Origin of the sequence: Frankia umida (assembly GCF_023242945.1) — a bacterium.
GTDB lineage: Bacteria > Actinomycetota > Actinomycetes > Frankiales > Frankiaceae > Frankia > Frankia umida.
In genome coordinates, this window is record NZ_JALKFT010000025.1 from 24,282 (window position 1) to 41,160 (window position 16,879).

Annotated in this window: 16 protein-coding genes and 2 pseudogenes; 8 read left to right on the plus strand and 10 right to left on the minus strand. The window is 70.9% G+C overall.

Annotation, left to right across the window (positions count from 1 at the left end; translation table 11 throughout):
• Window positions 1-17: 17 nt before the first annotated feature.
• Both MXD59_RS19995 and MXD59_RS27435 read right to left on the minus strand, forming a co-directional pair.
• Window positions 18-464, minus strand: a pseudogene (locus tag MXD59_RS19995) (transposase); the annotation flags it as partial.
• Window positions 465-611: 147 nt separating this feature from the next.
• Window positions 612-924, minus strand: a pseudogene (locus MXD59_RS27435) (hypothetical protein); the annotation flags it as partial.
• Between the two features lie 123 nt (window positions 925-1,047).
• Between MXD59_RS27435 and MXD59_RS20005 the strand changes: the two are divergent.
• Complete coding sequence (locus MXD59_RS20005; protein WP_035953249.1) at window positions 1,048-1,275, plus strand: DUF433 domain-containing protein; 228 nt, start codon at window positions 1,048-1,050, stop codon at window positions 1,273-1,275.
• Window positions 1,272-1,640, plus strand: a complete 369-nt coding sequence (locus MXD59_RS20010; RefSeq protein WP_248826180.1) for a DUF5615 family PIN-like protein — start codon at window positions 1,272-1,274, stop codon at window positions 1,638-1,640. Before MXD59_RS20005 ends, MXD59_RS20010 begins: the two co-directional genes overlap by 4 nt.
• A gap of 638 nt (window positions 1,641-2,278) precedes the next feature.
• Here MXD59_RS20010 and MXD59_RS26615 read toward each other — a convergent pair.
• Window positions 2,279-2,404 (minus strand): hypothetical protein, encoded by a 126-nt coding sequence (locus tag MXD59_RS26615; RefSeq protein WP_283097206.1) that lies wholly within the window; start codon window positions 2,402-2,404, stop codon window positions 2,279-2,281.
• A gap of 14 nt (window positions 2,405-2,418) precedes the next feature.
• Window positions 2,419-2,862 carry a hypothetical protein gene (locus MXD59_RS20015; protein WP_248826181.1) on the minus strand — a complete coding sequence of 148 codons (444 nt, stop codon included), beginning with the start codon at window positions 2,860-2,862 and terminating at the stop codon, window positions 2,419-2,421.
• A 202-nt stretch (window positions 2,863-3,064) separates the two neighbouring features.
• On the opposite strand from MXD59_RS20015, the gene MXD59_RS20020 reads away from it, so the two are divergent.
• Entirely contained in the window at window positions 3,065-3,604 is a 540-nt protein-coding gene (locus MXD59_RS20020) for a PaaI family thioesterase (RefSeq protein WP_248826182.1), read from the plus strand.
• 33 nt (window positions 3,605-3,637) lie between these two features.
• Here MXD59_RS20020 and MXD59_RS20025 read toward each other — a convergent pair whose 3' ends face one another.
• Entirely contained in the window at window positions 3,638-5,743 is a 2,106-nt protein-coding gene (locus MXD59_RS20025; RefSeq protein ID WP_248826183.1) for a prolyl oligopeptidase family serine peptidase, read from the minus strand.
• Window positions 5,744-5,901: 158 nt separating this feature from the next.
• Here MXD59_RS20025 and MXD59_RS20030 point away from each other — a divergent pair, with 158 nt between their 5' ends.
• A complete protein-coding gene (locus tag MXD59_RS20030) occupies window positions 5,902-7,209 on the plus strand; it encodes an MFS transporter (protein ID WP_248826184.1) in 1,308 nt (435 codons plus the stop codon).
• Between the two features lie 31 nt (window positions 7,210-7,240).
• Here MXD59_RS20030 and MXD59_RS20035 read toward each other — a convergent pair whose 3' ends face one another.
• The gene (locus tag MXD59_RS20035; RefSeq protein ID WP_248826185.1) at window positions 7,241-8,416 is read right to left on the minus strand and encodes an ATP-binding protein; all 1,176 of its coding nucleotides are present in this window, start codon (window positions 8,414-8,416) and stop codon (window positions 7,241-7,243) included.
• Window positions 8,417-9,010: 594 nt separating this feature from the next.
• Between MXD59_RS20035 and MXD59_RS20040 the strand changes: the two genes are divergently transcribed.
• Complete coding sequence (locus MXD59_RS20040) at window positions 9,011-10,252, plus strand: GAF domain-containing protein (RefSeq protein WP_248826186.1); 1,242 nt, start codon at window positions 9,011-9,013, stop codon at window positions 10,250-10,252.
• Window positions 10,253-10,281: 29 nt separating this feature from the next.
• On the opposite strand, the gene MXD59_RS20045 is transcribed toward MXD59_RS20040, so the two are convergent.
• Entirely contained in the window at window positions 10,282-10,896 is a 615-nt protein-coding gene (locus tag MXD59_RS20045; RefSeq protein WP_248826187.1) for a TetR/AcrR family transcriptional regulator, read from the minus strand.
• Between the two features lie 44 nt (window positions 10,897-10,940).
• Window positions 10,941-12,431, minus strand: coding sequence for an MFS transporter (locus MXD59_RS20050; protein WP_248826188.1), 1,491 nt, complete (start codon window positions 12,429-12,431; stop codon window positions 10,941-10,943).
• A gap of 151 nt (window positions 12,432-12,582) precedes the next feature.
• Between MXD59_RS20050 and MXD59_RS20055 the strand changes: the two genes are divergently transcribed.
• Window positions 12,583-13,302 (plus strand): TetR/AcrR family transcriptional regulator, encoded by a 720-nt coding sequence (locus MXD59_RS20055; protein ID WP_248826189.1) that lies wholly within the window; start codon window positions 12,583-12,585, stop codon window positions 13,300-13,302.
• 12 nt (window positions 13,303-13,314) lie between these two features.
• Here the strand turns inward: MXD59_RS20055 and MXD59_RS20060 are convergent, their stop codons facing one another.
• A complete protein-coding gene (locus MXD59_RS20060; RefSeq protein WP_248826190.1) occupies window positions 13,315-14,307 on the minus strand; it encodes an LLM class flavin-dependent oxidoreductase in 993 nt (330 codons plus the stop codon).
• 13 nt (window positions 14,308-14,320) lie between these two features.
• Here MXD59_RS20060 and MXD59_RS20065 point away from each other — a divergent pair, with 13 nt between their 5' ends.
• Window positions 14,321-14,566, plus strand: coding sequence for an alpha/beta hydrolase (locus MXD59_RS20065; protein WP_248826191.1), 246 nt, complete (start codon window positions 14,321-14,323; stop codon window positions 14,564-14,566).
• Window positions 14,551-15,423, plus strand: coding sequence for a YihY/virulence factor BrkB family protein (locus MXD59_RS20070; protein WP_248815892.1), 873 nt, complete (start codon window positions 14,551-14,553; stop codon window positions 15,421-15,423). The genes MXD59_RS20065 and MXD59_RS20070 overlap by 16 nt, the downstream gene beginning before the upstream one ends.
• Before the next feature lie 242 nt (window positions 15,424-15,665).
• On the opposite strand, the gene MXD59_RS20075 is transcribed toward MXD59_RS20070, so the two are convergent.
• On the minus strand, window positions 15,666-16,775 hold the full coding sequence (locus MXD59_RS20075; RefSeq protein WP_248815891.1) for an MsnO8 family LLM class oxidoreductase: 1,110 nt from the start codon (window positions 16,773-16,775) through the stop codon (window positions 15,666-15,668).
• Window positions 16,776-16,879 lie beyond the last annotated feature (104 nt).

Here is a 16,879-nt window from a genome sequence, read left to right on the forward strand (position 1 = left end):
CCGGCCGGCCCGGTGCTTCAGACGGCTGCGGCGAGCTTGGTGAATGCGGCGGACAGCCGCAGCTGCGGGTGGGTGTCGACGGCGAGTTCGTAGTAGCCGCGGCGGATGTTCTGGACCAGAGCATGCCCGGCGCTGACGGTCTGGACCGAGCGGAGGCGCTTCAGTCCGCGCATGGGCCGTAGCCGGGCCTTGAGCCGACCATGATCGGCTTCGATTCGGTTGTTCTCCCGGGCGGCATCCCTGTGACAGGCCTCGGGGAGCAGCTCGTCGAGGATCCGCGGGTAGACGGGTGCCTTGTCAGTGGTGACTTCGACCGGCCGGCTGCCGTGGGACAGTGCCGCGATCAAGAACCGGCGTGCGGCAGCCTGGTCGCGGCGGGTGCTGGCCAGGACGTCGATGACCTGCCCGTACTGGTCAACCGCCCTGTACAGATAGGTCCACCGGCCGGCGACCTTGACGTAGGTGTTGAGTCGGCCTGGAGCGCGGTGCTGACGTTGCCGCCAGTCCGTTTCTCCAGACCGCTCGCCGCTCCCCACCCGGTCCCGTCGTCTCACCAGACCCGGCTGCCCCCAGCTTCTGCCGCTCCGCTGCGACGGAACGGCGACGCGGGTCTCACACCCGCACACGGATCACAGCGCCTCGTGGCGCACGGTCTCTCACCTCCACAGGAATCCACAGCGCCTCGTGGCGCACCTCATCGACGAACCACCTGTCCCCAGGACGGTGCGGGCAAGGCCGCGCGGCGTCGACGAGCAGGGGCGTGAAGCGCTGCACCCACCGGTGGACCGTGACGTGGTCGACGTCGATGCCCCGTTCGGCGAGCAGCTCCTCGACGTCCCGGTACGACAGCGCGTACCGCAAGTACCAGCGCACTGCCAGCACGATCACTTCGGGTGGGAACCGGAACCCGGTGAACTCGGACATCGGAACCGGCGGACGGGCAGCACGTCGAGGCACCATCCGATCATGACTCGTCAGGCACCCGGACCGCCAGACCGCCAGACCTCGCTCATGCAACAGAGCCCTTCCGACGGTAGACTCGTGGCTATGGCCGTCGTCAGCCGCATCACCGCCGATCCCGCGATCATGGCGGGCGCGCCGGCGATTCGCGGTACCCGGATCACCGTGTCCGCGGTGCTGGGCCAGCTCGCGGCCGGCTCGACGGTCGAGGAGCTGCTCGCCGACTATCCGTCGCTCACCCGCGACGACGTGCTCGCCGCTCTCGCGTTCGCGGCGGAGACAATGCCGCAAGAGCGTCCGTTCATCGCCGCATGAGGTTTCTCGTCGACGAGAACCTCTCACCGCGGGTCGCCGAACTGCTGCGCGACAAGGGCATCGACACAACACACGTCCTCGAGCACGGGCTTGGCGGTTCCCCGGATACCGAGGTCAGCGCGTTCGCCGTCGCCGAGAGACGTTCGATCATCTCGGCCGACAGCGACTTCACGACTCTGCTCGCACTCAGCCGGGGCACCGCTCCCTCGCTGGTCCTGCTCCGATCCGGCGACCAGCTCAAGCCCGACGCACAGGCCGCCCTGCTGCTGGCCAATCTGCCTGCGCTGGAAGCCGACCTCGAACAGGGCGTCGTCGTATCGCTCAGCACCACCCACGTACGGGTCCGTCGACTCCCGCTCCGCTGAGTACTGCGCCCCCCGATCCGGCCCGCGGTCTCCGCGCAGATCCCACACTAGGCCGCAATCAACTACGTACCGTAGTCGGGGCGGGCTTTGTGTGCCAGGAAGCTATACATGTCTGCCATGCCGGTGTGTCGTGCGCCGCACCTGGGCGGCGTGTGTGCGCATTGTGTGCGCGGATGTCCCGGCACGACGCGGCACGCGCCGGCACGTTCCGGCACGTAGATCCCCCTGACCTCGGATTTTGCGGCACGATGCAACACGTTCCGGTATGCCCGGATACACGGTGGCTCGTCTTGTAATCGAGGGGTTAGGGGTTCGAGTCCCCTCGCCGGCTCTCATGGGTCGGCCTCCACGCGCGGCCGGCTGCTCGTTCGTGGTGCGACGGGGGAGTGCGCCGCGGCGGGCGTATGGACGCTGCGAGTGACCGAGGTGGGCGCCGACTGGACGGTCCGGTATCTGGCCGGGCCTGATCGCGCGGCGTCCGTCGATCACCCGGGGGAGAGGGGACGATCACCCGGGGGAGAGGCGGCGAACGTCGTCCTTGGCCGGCATGCCGAGGCTTCTTCGGGAATAGAAGGCCGAATTTTCCGAACAACCCTCGGCGTGAGGCCGAACGACCCTCGGCATCTGGGCTGCGGACCTCACTCGTCACCACCTGGCGCGATCAGGTCCTGCTTGGTGACGATCCGGCTGTCGCCACCAAGATAATCAACGATGTTGACGGCCTCCCGGTCTGCTCCGCGAAGATCAAAGACGACGAAGATCAAAAGCGACGTGGCAGTCAGGCCAGGGTGGGAAGGCTGGCAGCGGCGGTCGCGATGCGGTGGCGGCGCCAGCGCAGGGCGGCGGGCACGAGCAGGGCGGTGAGGATCACGAGGACGCCAATCTCGGCGAGAACGCTGTTCAGGGCGTCGGGTGCTGGGTTCAGGCCGCGCTCGGTGAAGCCGAAGACGCCCACTGTTCGCGACAGGACAAAGCCGACCAGCGCGCCGCCCGCGAGCCCGGCCGCGGCCAGGCGCAGGACGAACGATCCGCTGATGATGAGCAGGAAGGCCACCGCGAACGAGCCGCTTTCCTGGATCAGGAACATCGTGCCGATTCTGGGAATGACCCGGTACCCGTCCCGATAGAGGTCGAAGTGGATGTAGCCGCTGATGGCCAGCAGCGCGGCGGCCGCCAGTCGGCCCACCTGATCTGCCACGGCAGGACTGCGCTCGAGTCTCATCCGCACACCGTTCCGCCCCCCGGCCGGGGGGCCTGGCTCGGACCCGCCTGGGTGCGGGTTCCTCACCGGTAGATAGCGCGCCGGGTTACTGGCCGCCCGCCGAGCGGACCCCGACCCCGCACCCCGTCGCCCGCACCCCGTCGCCCGCGCTGGGTCCCGCGCCCCACGTCCCGCGCCGGGCCGCTCGGCTAGCGTGGGCGGTATGACGACAGCGTCCGACATGGCTGGTTCGGCGCCGACACCGGGCGGCGACCGGCCCCGGCAGCGCACGTTCACCTGGGAGGATCCGGGTGCGATCCTCGCCGCCGGCGCGGACCTCAGCGGGGTGGAGATCTTCACGGCGATGCGCGACGGCGTGATCCCGCCGCCGCCGATCACGAAGACGCTGGACTTCGACGGGGTCTCCTTCGCGGAGGGCACCGCCACGTTCCAACTGACACCGCAGGAGTTTCATTACAACCCGTTGGGGACGGTGCACGGCGGTGTCCTCGCGACCCTGCTCGATTCGGCCTGCGGCTGCGCCGTGCACACCCTTCTGCCGGCCGGAGTGTTCTACACGAGCCTTGACCTGGCGTTGAAGTTCCTGCGGCCGGTGACGACGCGGACCGGACCGGTCACCGCGCAGGCGAGCGTCACCCATCTCGGCCGGCGCACCGCCCTCGCCGAAGGACGGATCACCGACGCCGCCGGCAAGCTGTACGCCACCGCGACCAGCAGCTGTCTGGTGATCCGCCCGGAGTAGCCAGGGGTTGGCGGGCTGAGCCGCAGGAAACGCTCAGTGCGTCTCGGTCGCGGCGAGGGTGCGCCAGAGGAACTCGTACGTCAACGCCGAGACGTGTGCCAGCTGCTCGTTGTCGGCGGCACCGCCGTGGCCGCCCTCGATGTTCTCGTAGTAGCGGACGTTCTGGCCGTGTTCCCGCAACCGGGCCACCATTTTACGGGCATGCCCGGGGTGGACCCGGTCGTCGCGGGTGGACGTCGTGAACAGCGCGGCCGGATAACGGTGCTCGGGGCGCGCGTTCTGGTAGGGCGAGTACTCGCTGATGAACGCCCAGTCGTCGGGATCGTCCGGATCGCCGTATTCGGCCACCCACGAGGCGCCGGCCAGCAGCAGATGATAGCGGCGCATGTCCAGCAGCGGCACCGAGCAGACGACGGCGCCGAAAAGCTCCGGATACCGGGTGAGCATCACACCCATCAGCAGTCCACCGTTGGAACCGCCCTCGATGCCGAGCTGACGCGGTGTCGTGATGCCGCGGGCGACGAGATCCCGGGCGACGGCGGCGAAATCCTCGTAGGCGCGCAGGCGGTTCTCCCGCAGCGCCGCCTGATGCCAGTCGGGGCCGTACTCCCCGCCGCCGCGAATGTTCGCGACCACATAGGTGCCGCCGCGGGCGAGCCAGGTACGACCGATCGTTCCGCTGTATCCCGGGGTCAGCGAGACCTCGAAACCGCCGTACCCGTACAGCAGTGTCGGTCCGCCAGCCGCGGCGTTCCCGGGCTCGTCCGACGGGACGTCGCCGGTCGGGGTGTGCGTGCGGCTCGGGCCGACGACGGTGTAGGGGACGCGGGTGCCGTCGTCGGACACCGCGAAATACTGGTGGACGCTCTGCCCGTCGGTGGGAAAGAACGCCGGCGCCTGCTTCAGGATCTCCGGCTGCCCGCCGGACGCGGGGGTGAGTTCGGCGCGGTAGAGGGTGGCGGGCTGCAGATAGCCGCTGGCGGTGAGCAGGTACTCGTCATCGTCGTCCGGATTGGTGTCGCTGATGTAGACCGCGCCGGTGTCCGGGAGACCGGTCAGGACAGTGCTCGTCCAGCCGTCCGGCCCGGGGGTGCGCACCGTCAGCTCGGTGCGGACGTCCCGCAGGGTGCCGATGATCAGATGGTGGCGCGTCCACGTGTGGTATTCGAGTGAGGTGTGCTCGTCCGGGGCGAACAGGACGTCGAAATCGCGCCGTCCGGTCAGGAAGGCGGACAGGTCAAGGGCGAGCAGCGCGCCCGACGGATAGACATTCCCGTCCACGGACCACTGCGAGCGGGTGGTGACGAGCAGCCAGGTGCGGTGGATCGAACTGTGCGCGTCGTCGGGGACGTCGAGTTGGACCAGCCCGGACGGAGTGCGCAGGTAGGTCTCGTCCCGGTAGAAGTCGATGCTGCGGTGGATGATGTCGTGTTCGTGGCCCTCGGTCGGATCATGGTAGGCGTTGACCGAGACGTCCTCGTGTTTTCCCTCGAACACGGTGACGGCTTCGGAAAGGGGCGTGCCGCGCCGCCATTCCTGCACCAGCCGCGGATATCCGGACGCGGTGAGGGTGCCCTCGCCGACATCGGTGCCGACGTAGATCCGGTCCAGGTCGATCCATCCCACCGAGCTCTTGGCTTCCGGCAGGGTGAAACCGTCGGCCACGAAGGCCTTGTCGACCAGGTCGAACTCGCGGATCACGCTGGCGTCCGCGCCGCCGCGGGACAGGCTGACCAGCGCCCGCCGGTAACCGGGCCGCAGCACCTGCGCGCCGTGCCACACCCAGTTCTCGTCCTCGGCGGCGCCGAGCGCGTCCACGTCGAGCACGATCTCCCACGCGGGCTCGGCGGTGCGGTAGGAGGCGAGCGTCGTGCGCCGCCACAGACCACGAGGATGCGCCGCGTCCCGCCAGAAGTTGTACAGATGCTCGCCGCGGCGCACCGGGTAGGGGATACGGTCGTCGGCGTCCAGCACCTCGCGGATCTCGCCCCGAAGCGCGGTGAACCGGTCGGATTCGGCGAGCTCGGCGGACGTCTCGGCGTTGCGTTCCCGCACCCAGGTCAGCGCCTCATCGCCGAGAACGTCCTCGAGCCACTGGTACGGATCGTCAGGCAACTGGTACGCGTCGTCGTCAGCCACCGTCCAAGTCTGCCCGAGCCGCGAGCCCACACGCCCGTACCTGGGTCACCAGGTCCCCGGACGCGGGAAACGTCACGTTGCCGATCCGGAGGAGGGCGAGGACCACAGTGCCGGCGGACGTGCCACCGCGGCGGGCCCGGGTCGCCTGCATGATCGCCATGGTGGCGTTCGGTTTGCTGGCGGGCTGCTGGGCGCCGCGGATTCCCGATGTCCGCGCGGACCTGGGTCTGTCCGACGGTGCCCTCGGGGCGGCGCTGCTCGGCGCGCCGTTCGGCGCGGTCGCGACGATCTGGCTCACCGGACGGCTGCTCGGCCGGTTCGCCAGCCGCGTGGTCGTGCGCGCCACGCTCGTGCTGACCTGCGTGGTCTGGAATCTGGTCCCGATCGCCGGCAACATCGGTGAACTGTTCGTGGCCATCGCGCTGTGGGGTGCGGCCAGCAGCGCCCTGGACGTCGCCCTGAACACCCAGATCGCCCAGGTCGAGCGGCACTACGGCCGTCCGATCATGACCTCGGCCCATGCCGCCTGGGCCGGCGGCGCGCTGCTCGGCGCCGGCGTCGGTTCGGCCTGCGCCGGCCTGGACATCCCCCTCGCCGCCCAGATCGTCGGCGTCGGCGCGTTCTCCCTGGCCACGATCCTGCCCGCCACCCTGGCCATGCTCCCCACCGACCCGATTCCCACCGTCGACCCGATTCCCACCGCCGGCCCGATCCCGGCCGTCCCGCCTCCGCTGAACGGCCCGCCCAGGCCGGACGGCTCACCGCCACCCGCCGTCGCGCCCTCGCCGGACGCCTCGCGTGCACGCAGGCCCGGCCGCTCGGCGCCGGAGCGCTCGCCGGGGCGGATGGGCGTGCGGTCCCGAGTCGGGAGGATGCCCCGAACATCGGTGGCGCTGTGCGCGATGGCGTTCGGGTCGCTGCTGTGCGAGGGCGTCGCCGCCGACTGGAGCGCGCTGTACCTCGAGGAGGTGACCGGGGCCGCCGCCGGTGTGTCCGGCCTCGGCTACACGGCGTTCAGTGGCTGCATGCTGGCGACCCGGACCATCGGTGACCGTGCGGCTGTCCGGTTCGGGCCGGGCCGGCTCGTGCGCACGCTGGCCGGCGCCGCGGCCGTCCTGTTCGGGCTGGCACTGGCGACCGGCGCCACCGGCGCGGGAACCGTCACCGGCATCCTCGGGTTCGCCGCGGTGGGCACGGGCGCGGCCTGCGTCTACCCGTCCGGCATGTCGGCGATGGCCCGGGTCGGTCAGGGCGCCGGGACGTCCGTGGCGGCCTACGCGACCTTCGGCTACCTCGGTTGGCTGACCGGCCCCGTCCTGGTCGGCGCCCTGTCCGCCCTGCTCGGCCTGCACACCGCGATGCTCGCCGTCCCACTGCTGCTTTTCATGATCGTAATTCTGGCTCCGACGTTGGCCGTCGGGGACGGCCAACGCAGCAGCGCACAGCCGCGAGCCACGGGCGCGTGAACCGTTGCTCAAACGGTCCGGTGGCGACGGGTCAGGCTCGTAGGAGGGTCACCAGGCGGCCGGACGGGGTGGTGGTGGCGTCCAGTTCGGTGCGTTCGGTGATGTCGGGGGCGGAGGGCCGGCGGTCGAACACGATGAGAGTTCCGGTGTCGAGGCCGCGGCGGTCGAGGTAGCGGTCGAGCTGGGTCAGGCCCTGCGGCAGCGGGTTCGCCCGGCCGGGGTGCCAGACCCTGAGTTCGAGGGCCTCGCGCTGCCAGCGGCGTCCGCCCTCCTGATCCGGGTACGGCCAGCGCACCAGCAGATCGATCCGCCCGGCGCCGACACCGTACTCACGTTCCACGAAGCCGCCGCCGTTGACGACGCGCTGCAGAAAGCCCATCAGGACAAGCTGCGGGGCGACCTCGTGGTAGTGCTCGGTCGAGGTGAGGACCTCGCCGTGTTCGACCCAGAAATCGGCGAACTCCCGCAGCAGCAGCGGCAGGTCGAACCGGCCGTCTGCCCGGACGAAGCTGCGCGGATCCGCCACGATGTTGGCCTCGACCTGGGCGGTCAGGACCCGGACCACGACTTCCCGGTAGATCGGGTTGGCGATACGCACCGGATTCTTCGTGGCGATGAGGCCGAGGTCGCGAGCGTAGGCGAGGTCATCGTCGTAGGGATCGAGCTGAACGAGATCACCGGCCAGCAACGGTTGCACGATGCGGCGGACCCGGGGCTCGGCGAGGCGGGCCGCGAGCGAGTCCAGATGGGTTGCCCGGGTGAGGATCAGTCGTTCCTTCGCCTGCTCCAGATGGTCGACGGTGATCGGTGCCGAGGCCGGTACCGCGAGCTTCACGACGACCTCGTGGGCGAGCGCGTTCACCAGCCACGGCTGGCCGGCGGTCAGCTCGAAGGTTCTCGCCACCGCGGCCGGGGTGATCTCCTGCCCGGTGTCCGCCGTGTGCTGAGCGTAGAGCTCTGTCACCTCGTCCACGGTGAAGTCCCCGAGCCGCAGCGACTCCAGTTTGATGTTGAAAGGGCTGGACGTGCCGAGCCGCGATGATTTTTCACCCGCGGCGGACCCGTAGTCGCGGACATCGCGCAGGCCGCACAGCGCGACCGAGGCGGGGAAATGGCTGGGGCGACCACGGAAACCGTTGCGCAACTGGCTGAGAACACTCAGCAGGCTCTGCCCCTGCAGCGCATCGATCTCGTCGAAGAAGAGCACCAGCGGCCGTGGGCATGCCTGTGCCGACGTCGATGTCGACCAGTTCCGGGAGGATGTCTCTGAGGATCAGAGAAGAGGTGTGTCTCGCGCTGGGCGCAGCGCGCGAGGAGGAAAGCTCAGGGTGCGGTGGTGAAGGGGTCGGGACAGGCGGCGCTCACAATAGAACGTCACCCACCGTACTGCCCTCCCCGCCCGCTGGCCCGCTGTGGAACAGGAGCATACCGGCGTGGTATTCCGGTATGCAACAGGGGTCCTGATCTGCGCCAATCGGTGTTTCGCGGCACAGGGGTCGGCCCCTTGCGGAGAGCCGCGGATCAGCGACTTCCCGGCCCGCCCGCCGCCTTCGCCCACCCGCCGTCGGTGACCATGAGATCGCCGATCCGGCATGGCTCCTCGTCACGCCGGCGGGCTTTCCCGGCAGTATCGTTCCCTTTCCCCGTACGCTGGCCATCCGTCACCGGCGGGCACACCCTCGACGCATCCCTCGCAGCCCCAGAAAGAGGCAGCAACGCCATGACGGAGATCCCAGGGCTGCAATCCGTCGCAGCGGATCCGGCGGCTGTCAGGCAGGGCACGCAGAGCATCACGCAGAGCATGCGGAGCACGCGGGGAGATCTGCGGGATCTGTTCGGGCAGTCCGTCGCCGTGTTCGCGTCGCTGGCCGGCCCGGCCCACGTGGTCGAGGCGGCGACCCCGGCCTTCTTCGCCGTGATCGGCGACGAACGGGCGGGCATCGGCACACCGCTCGCCGAGCTGGGGCCCGACCTGGCCGGGCGGAGTCTCCTCGCCCCGCTCGACCGGGTCCACCGCAGCGCCGAGTCCCACATCGAGCGGGACGTGCGGGTCGTGCGAGGTGTCGGCGCGCACGAGCAGGAGACGTTCTTCGACGTCACCTACGAGCCGCGCCGCGACGCCAACGGCGACGTGACCGGGATTCTGATCATCGGCGTGGAGACGACCCAGGTCAGGCACGCGCAACAGCTGATGGCCGAACATCGTGCCCTGCTGGAACAGATCGCCCGCCAGGCGCCGCTGGGCGAGGTGCTCGACGGGATGGCCCGCTGCATCGAGAACCTCGCCCCGCAGGAGGTGCTCGTCTCCGTTCTGCTCGCCGATTCGGACGGCACGCGGCTGCGCCACGGCGCCGCACCCAGCCTGCCCGACTTCTACAACCAGGCCATCGACGGGATCGCCACCGGGGAGGGCATCGGTTCCTGCGGCACCGCCGCCCACCGGCGCGAACCGGTCATCGTCACCGACATCGCCACCGACCCGTTGTGGGACGACTTCCGGGAGTTGGCCGGGCGGTCCGGTCTCGGCGCCTGCTGGTCCACGCCCATCCTGGCCCGCGACGGCAGCCTGCTGGGCACGTTCGCCATGTACCACCGCATCCCCCGCGTCCCGCAGGACAGCGACCTCGCCCTCACCCGGGTCTTCGCCGGCACCGCGGCCCTGGCCATCGAACGCCACCACAGCGAACAGGCCCGACAAAGCGCCGAAGCGCACGCCGAAGCGGCCCGGGCCGAGCTGGCCAGGGCGGTGCGCGCGGAACAGCGGCTGCGCGCCGAGGCGGAGCTGCGCGCCACCGCCGCCACCGCACTCGCCGCCCAGATGCGCGCCGCCGCGGCCACCCACGCCAGCGCCCCACACCCGAAGCACTGCCAGCTCGGCGGCAGCCACGGATGCACCGCACCCGCCGAGCTCAAGGTCGCCGACCCCTGGGGCGACTCGGCGTGGGGCTGCCTCGCCCACGCCGAGGAAGCCATCCTCAACGTGCGCTCAGCGTTCATCGCCGACGAGGACCTCGGCGGCCTCGCCGCCTACCTCAACCGCTGACCCACCGCGGGTCGGGTCGTCTGGCCCTTTCACCGCGCGGATGCGCTGCGGGTTCGCGGCGGTGAGGTGCGCAGGCCGTCGATCATGACCGTGAGCAGGGCGCGCACGTGGGCGTCGCGGTCGGGAGCCTGTTCCTTCACCCAGGAGATCGCGCCGATCAGCGAGATCAGCTCGTCCGGGGCGAGGTCCGCGCGGACCGCGCCGGTCTGCTGGGCCCGCCGCAGCAGGGACGTGGCCGCCTGGTCGACGGCGTGGCAGGCGGCGTGCAGGGCCGAGTCCGCGTCCTGTTCGGCGAGCAGCACCGCCGAGACGCCCTGGTAGGCGGCGACGTGGTCGACAAGGTCGGTCAGCCACTCGAACAAAGCGCTGCCCGCGTCGTCGGCGGGCACCCCGAGCAGCCGTTCGGCCTCGGTACACAGCGCCTCGGTGCGGTCGTGCATGAGGGCCTCGAGCAGCGCGTCCCGGTTGGGGAAGTGGCGAAACAGCGTGCCGGTGCCCACGCCGGCCCGGCGGGCCACCTCGTTGAGGGAGATGTCGCCGTTGCGGTTGGCGAACGCGTCCCTGGCCACCGCGAGGATGCGGTCGCGGTTGCGGCGGGCGTGCGCACGCAGCTGCCGTGGCGCGGTCTCCGCCAGCTCGACCATGCGAAACCTCCCTGATCCCGGCGCCCACGGCCGGGCCGGGCCGGTCAGGCGTCGGCGTGCGTGCCGGTGGCGATAGCAGTGGTAGCAGTGGTGGCGGTGGTGCGGGACTTCCCGAGCGGGATGTACCACACCAGGATGCCGATGACCGCGGCCGCGGTCGCGATGCCCACGCCGCCCCGGAAAGCGTAGGTGACGCCCTCGGCCACGTCATCTCCCCGGGTGAACAGGGTCAGCAGGACCGCGAGGCCCAGCGAACCGCCGACCGACAGCGCCGACTGGAGCACCGCCGAGGTGACGCCGATCTCCTCGGGTGCCGTCTCGCCGAGCACGATCAGGTTCAACGGCACGACCGCGGCACCGGCACTGGCCCCGAGCAGGGTGATCGGCACGAGGATGTCGGTGGCGTAGCCGCTGGTGTCGTCGAGCCGGGTGAGCCAGAGCATCGCCAGGCCCATGACGACGAAACCGATGATGGCGAGCGTCTTCGGGTTCACCCGGGTGAGAATCCGCGGGACGAACCGGGCGGTGATCAGCAGTGCCACACCGAACGGCAGGAACGCGAGCCCCGTGACCAGCGGCGTGAGGTCCAGAACGCGCTGCAGGAACTGGGTGAGGAAGAACAGGAAACTGGTCAGGGTGAAGGCCATCAGCAGCAGGTCGACGAACGCGCCGGCGCGGTTGCGGTGCGTGAGAACCCGCAGTGGCAGCAGCGGCGACGCCGCCCGCGACTCCCGTAGGACGAAACCGGCCAGGACGACGGCGCCCCCGGCCAGACCCACGAGCGCGCCGGGGTCGCCCCACCCGGCGTCGGCGGCCCGGACGAAGCCGAACACCAGCGCGGTCATGCCCACGACGGACAGCGCCGCCCCGGGCAGGTCGAGCGGCCGGCGCTGCCCGCCGCGGGGGACCACGGGCAGCACGCGCAGCGCGAGCAGGCCGATGAGCAGGCTGATCGGCGCGTTGACGAGCAGCGTCCAACGCCAACTGGCCAGGTCGGTGAGCAGCCCACCGAGGATCATGCCGGCGGACGCGGCCAGGCCCGTCACCGTGGAGTAGGTCGCGAACGCCCGCTGCTGGCGGGCGCCGGTGAAGGTGGTCGCCAGCAGCGCCAGACCGGCCGGCCCCGCCAGTGCCGCGCCGGAGCCCTGCACGACCCGGCCGGCCAGCAGCACGCCGAAGTCCGTGGCGAACCCGGCCAGCAGCGAGCCGCCGCACAGCAGGGCCAGACCGGCGAGGAACGTGGTGCGGTAGCCGAGCACGTCACCGAGGCGACCGCCGAGCAGCAGCAGGCCGCCGAAGGCCAGCAGAAAACCGTTGACCACCCAGGACAGCGAGCCGGTGGACAGCCCCAGCGCGTTCTGCACGTCGGGCAGCGCGACGGCCATGATCGTGCCGTCGAGCTGCAGGACGAACTCGGCCCCCACGATGGCCGCGAGCACAGGCCCGAGGGCGGCGGTCCGGGGCGGTGCGCCGGCCGCGGGGGGCGGGGCGGTGCTGCGCGCACCCGCGGTGGGCGCGTCGGCATCGGTGGTCATCCGGGTCTCCTTGCCGTGTGACGTCGTGAGGGGCCGGCCACTGCCGGCCGGGCTCGTCCGGCAAAATCTACACCGTGATTCACTGAAAACTAAACCATCTGGTGTAGTTTTCTTTTATTCGATCACCAGGGAGCGTTGTACGATCGGCGGCATGGCCGGCACCGAGCACCGCCCGATCTCGCGGGGGCGGGTCGCCAAGCGGGAGGCGATCCTCGACGCCGCGATGCGGGTGTTCGTCGAGGACGGCTACCCGGCCGCCGGAATCGACCGGATCGCGACCCTCGCCGGAGTCTCGAAGCCGACGGTCTACAACCACTTCGACGACAAGGAGTCGCTGTTTCGCACGGTGATGCGCGACGGCGCCCGACTCTCCGCCACCAAGATCATCAGTGCGTTCGACACCCTGTCCGGGGCGGCCGACGATCCGGGTGGCCGGGCCGATATCGCCGCGCAGCTCGCCGAGGTCGCGCTCCTGGTGCTCGACTGTCAGCTCAGCGATGAGGGCTGGACCCTGCAACGGCTGCTGTACGCCGAGGCGGCCCGGATGCCCGACCTGTACGACGAGGTCGTCGGGCTCGGCGGGGTGCCGGTGCGCAACGCGCTCGCTGGCTGGCTCGCCCGGCTGGCCAACCGCGGGCTGCTCGAGATCGAGGACCCGGACATCGCCGCCTCCCAGTTCATGGCGCTCATCGCCGGTGACCTGCCCGCGATGAGCGCGCTGGGTACCCGCCCCATCGGCCGGCCCGCCCTCGTCGCGGCGGTCGACGCCGGGGTACGCACGTTCCTGCGCGCCTTCGCGCCGCGGCGCCGGTCCCGGGCGGCCCAGGTCCGCCCGCCGGCCACCGCCACACGCCCGTCCACCGTCGGTTGAGCGGACCGCGAGCTAGGCCGTCGTCGAGGAGGAGGATCCACGAGGGGTGGCCTGAGCCGCCGTCGCCGACGGGCCCGCCTCCTCGATCGTGGCGAAGCGGTTGGGGGGAACGGGCAGACCGAGCGAGGCGCGAAGGGTTCCCTGCGGGTACTCCCGCTGCACAAGCCCCCGCTCCCGCAGGATCGGCACCACGTGGTCGACGAAGGTGCGCAGCCCCTGGGGCATCGCCTCGAGCAGCATGAAGCCGTCCGTCGCGCCGGTCTCGAACCAGTGCGCCAGCCGGTCGGCGATCTGTTCGGGGGTGCCGAGGAACTCGCCGCGCGGCGTCACCGCGTCCAGTGCGATCTGGCGCAGTGTCGCGCCGCTGCGCCTGGCCTCTCCCTTGATCCGGGTACTGGTGGCCTGGAAGGCGTCCTGGCCGGTCTCGCCGAGCTCCGGGAACGGTGCGTCGAGGTCATAGCCGGTGAAGTCGTGCCCACCGAAGTTCAGGGACAGGTACCGCAGCGCCTCGTCGACGTTGACCAGGTCGGCGATCTCCCGGTGGATGCGCCTGGCCTCCTGCTCGGTCGAGCCGACGAACGGGGTGATGGCGGTGAACAGCACCGGTGCGGCATCGCCGGTGCGGCCGAAGGCCGCCGCGCGCCGGGCGATGTCCTGGGCACAGGCGAGTGCGGCCGGGTGCGACTTCGGCCCGAGGAAGACGCCGTCGGCCTCACGGGCGGCGAAATGCTCGCCGTGGTGGTCGAGGGTGTGCAGCCGGGCGTCGTCGAAGAAGACCCCGGACTCCCGGTCGCGGACGAGGGCGCCCTGCTCCCAGGAGTCCCACAGCCCACGCAGCACGTCGAGGTGTTCGGCCGCGATCCGGTAACGCTCGTCGTGTTCGGGATGCTCGGCCTCGGCGCGGTTGAAGTTGAGTGCGGTGCCGGTGGGCGCCGAGGTGACGATGTTGACGCCGGCCCGGCCGCGGCTGATGTGGTCGACGGATCTCGCCGGACTGCCCAGCACCTATCTGGCCACCATGGAGCTCGACCCCGCCCGGGACGAGGGCATCGCGTTCGCGGTGCGCCTGCTGGCCGCGGGGGTCAGCGTCGAGCTGCACTCCTATCCGGGCGCCTTCCACGGCAGCGAGATCTTCGCGCCGCTGGCGGCGGTGTCCCGGCGGGCGGCCGAGGAACGCCTGCGGGCACTCGCCCGCGGCGGCGAGGGTGGCGCGCCGGACCGGGCTGGTCGACCAGGGATGCTGTCGGCATGGAAGGCGCCCTGACAAGAGTGGTCTGCCAGGTCGCGGCGTTGCGCCGGGATGTCGTCGACGGCCTGCGCGGCCACGATCTTGCGCTGATAGCCGCCGGGGTCACCTACTATGCCGCGATCGCGATCGTCCCAGGCGTGCTGGTCGCGATCAGCCTGATCGACCTGTTACTCGGCGAGGCACGCACCCGCGAGTTCGGCCGCTCGCTGGCCGAGGCCCTGCCCGGCGGTCTGGGCGCGCCCGCGGTCGTCCACACGGCGTTCCAGGCTGCCGCGACGATGTCGCCACTGGTCGTGGCAGGCGCGGCGGTGCCGGCCACGTTCTACGGCGAAGGGCTGCGCCGGGCGTTCGTCCGCCTCGCCGGACAGCGCGAGAACCTGGTCGGATGGCGGGGCCGGCTCAGCGTGCTGCCGCTGCTCGCCGCCGCGCCGGTGCTGCTGCTCCCGGTACTGCTCGTGACGCCGATCCTGGCCCGCCTGTTCGCCGACAGCGGCCTGTCGGCGGCTCTCGGCGTGGTCGTCGCGTTCACCGTCGACTGGCTGGTCCTGACCGTGACCCTGACCTTCGTCTATCGGGTGGTCGGTCCAGGCCGGCCAGCCTGGACCGCGACGCTGTGCGCGGCGGGAGCGACCGGATCCTTCGTCGCGGGGTTCGTGCAGGGATTCGTGCTCTTCCTGTCTTTCACCCTGGATCTCGGACTGCCGTTCGGTGGTTTCTCCGCGGTGGGCGCGGCCGTCGCGGTCGGCTTCTGGCTTTTCCTGATCCACCTCATCGTCCTGGTCGGGTACGGACTCACACTGCGCCTCAGTGAGAACCGCGGTGCGTCGGTGTGCCCCGCACCGACGCACCGCGGCCTTCGCCGTTCTCGGTGAGCGTGCACGCTGCCGACGACCACGTCGGGGTGGCGCCGAGCCGGCTCGTCGCGTGGACGTCCTCGCTGGCGCAGGAGCGCTGGCCCGCACCGAGTTGTACTTCCGGACTCGTCTGTGTCGGCGAGGATGCCGGAGATCCGCAGCGTCTCGCCGGAGGCGGCGAACACGCTCACATGTATGGGGACTGGACCTCCGGTGGCGGTCCGCCAGGTTTCGAAGGAAGCCCGGGCGTTGACCTGGATTCAGAACTGCCACTGCTCGGCGAGCAGCTCGTAGGAGCGCAGGCGGTCGGCGTGGGCGAAGGTCGTGGTGACCGCCAGCAGTTCGTCCGCGTCGAAGCGGTCCCGTAGCCCGCGGAGCCCGTCGGCGACCTGCCGAGCGGAACCGATCAGCCGGGCCTGTCCCAGATCGGCGACGAGCTCCCGGTCCGGCGCCGTCCAGGTGTGCGCCTCGGCCTGCTGCGGGGTCGGGAAGACGGTCGGCGCACCGGTACGGTTGGCCAGGGTCCACACGTCGTGGCCGACCGCTGCGCGCCGCGCGGACTGCTCGTCGGGGCCTACGACCACGTCCGCGGTGATGACCACGTATGGGCGCGACAGCGTGGGCGAGGGGCGGAAGGCGGCCCGGTAGGCGTCGATCGCCTCCATGGTCGTGGCCGGGCTCGCGTGGTGGTTCGTCGCGAAGGGCAGGCCGAGCGCGCCGGCGACCTGGGCGCTCTCGCTGGCGGTACGCCCCAGCACCCAGAGCTGCACCTGGGCCCGGTGCGCGGGGACAGCCGCAACCAGCAGGTCGCCGACACGGTGCGTTCCTGCCAGCAGGCCCGCGACCTCGGCCACCTGGTTGTGGTAGTCGGGGCTGGTGGCGTTGTGGCGGGGTAGCAACTGCCGGTGCAGGGCGAACAGGTTCGAGCCGCGCAGGCGCCGCTGCGACGCGGGAGCCTGGACGGCGTCATCGGTGGGAGCGGGCTCGGGCGGGTGCCAGCCGGCGCGGCCCAGGCCCAGGTCGAGCCGGCCGGGATAGAGCGCGTCGAGCAGACCCCATTCCTCCGCCACCGACAGTCCGGTGCGGTGGCCCAGCTGCAACGTGGCCGAACCTACCCGGATGTGCGATGTCGCCGCGGCCACCAGAGCCGTCAGCAAGGTCGCTGACAGTCCGGCTGTGCTGGCGTTGAGATGGTGTTCGGTGATCCAGTAGCGCCGGTAGCCGAGCTGGTCGGCGCGGCGGGCGAGCGCGGTGGTGTTGCCCAGTGCGTCGGCGATGCTCTCCCCGGCGCTGACGGGAACCAGGTCGAGCACGCCGAGGGGCACGTCGGCGGTGGGGGAGGGGTGGTTTTCGGAGTCCGGACCAGACATGGATCGACCTCTCTGTGAAACGATGAGCCGACAGAATGCGAAAAAACACCCGTGCAGTCAGCCGGAATTGCGGAAAATGTGAAACTTTCGCTCCGGAGCGCAGT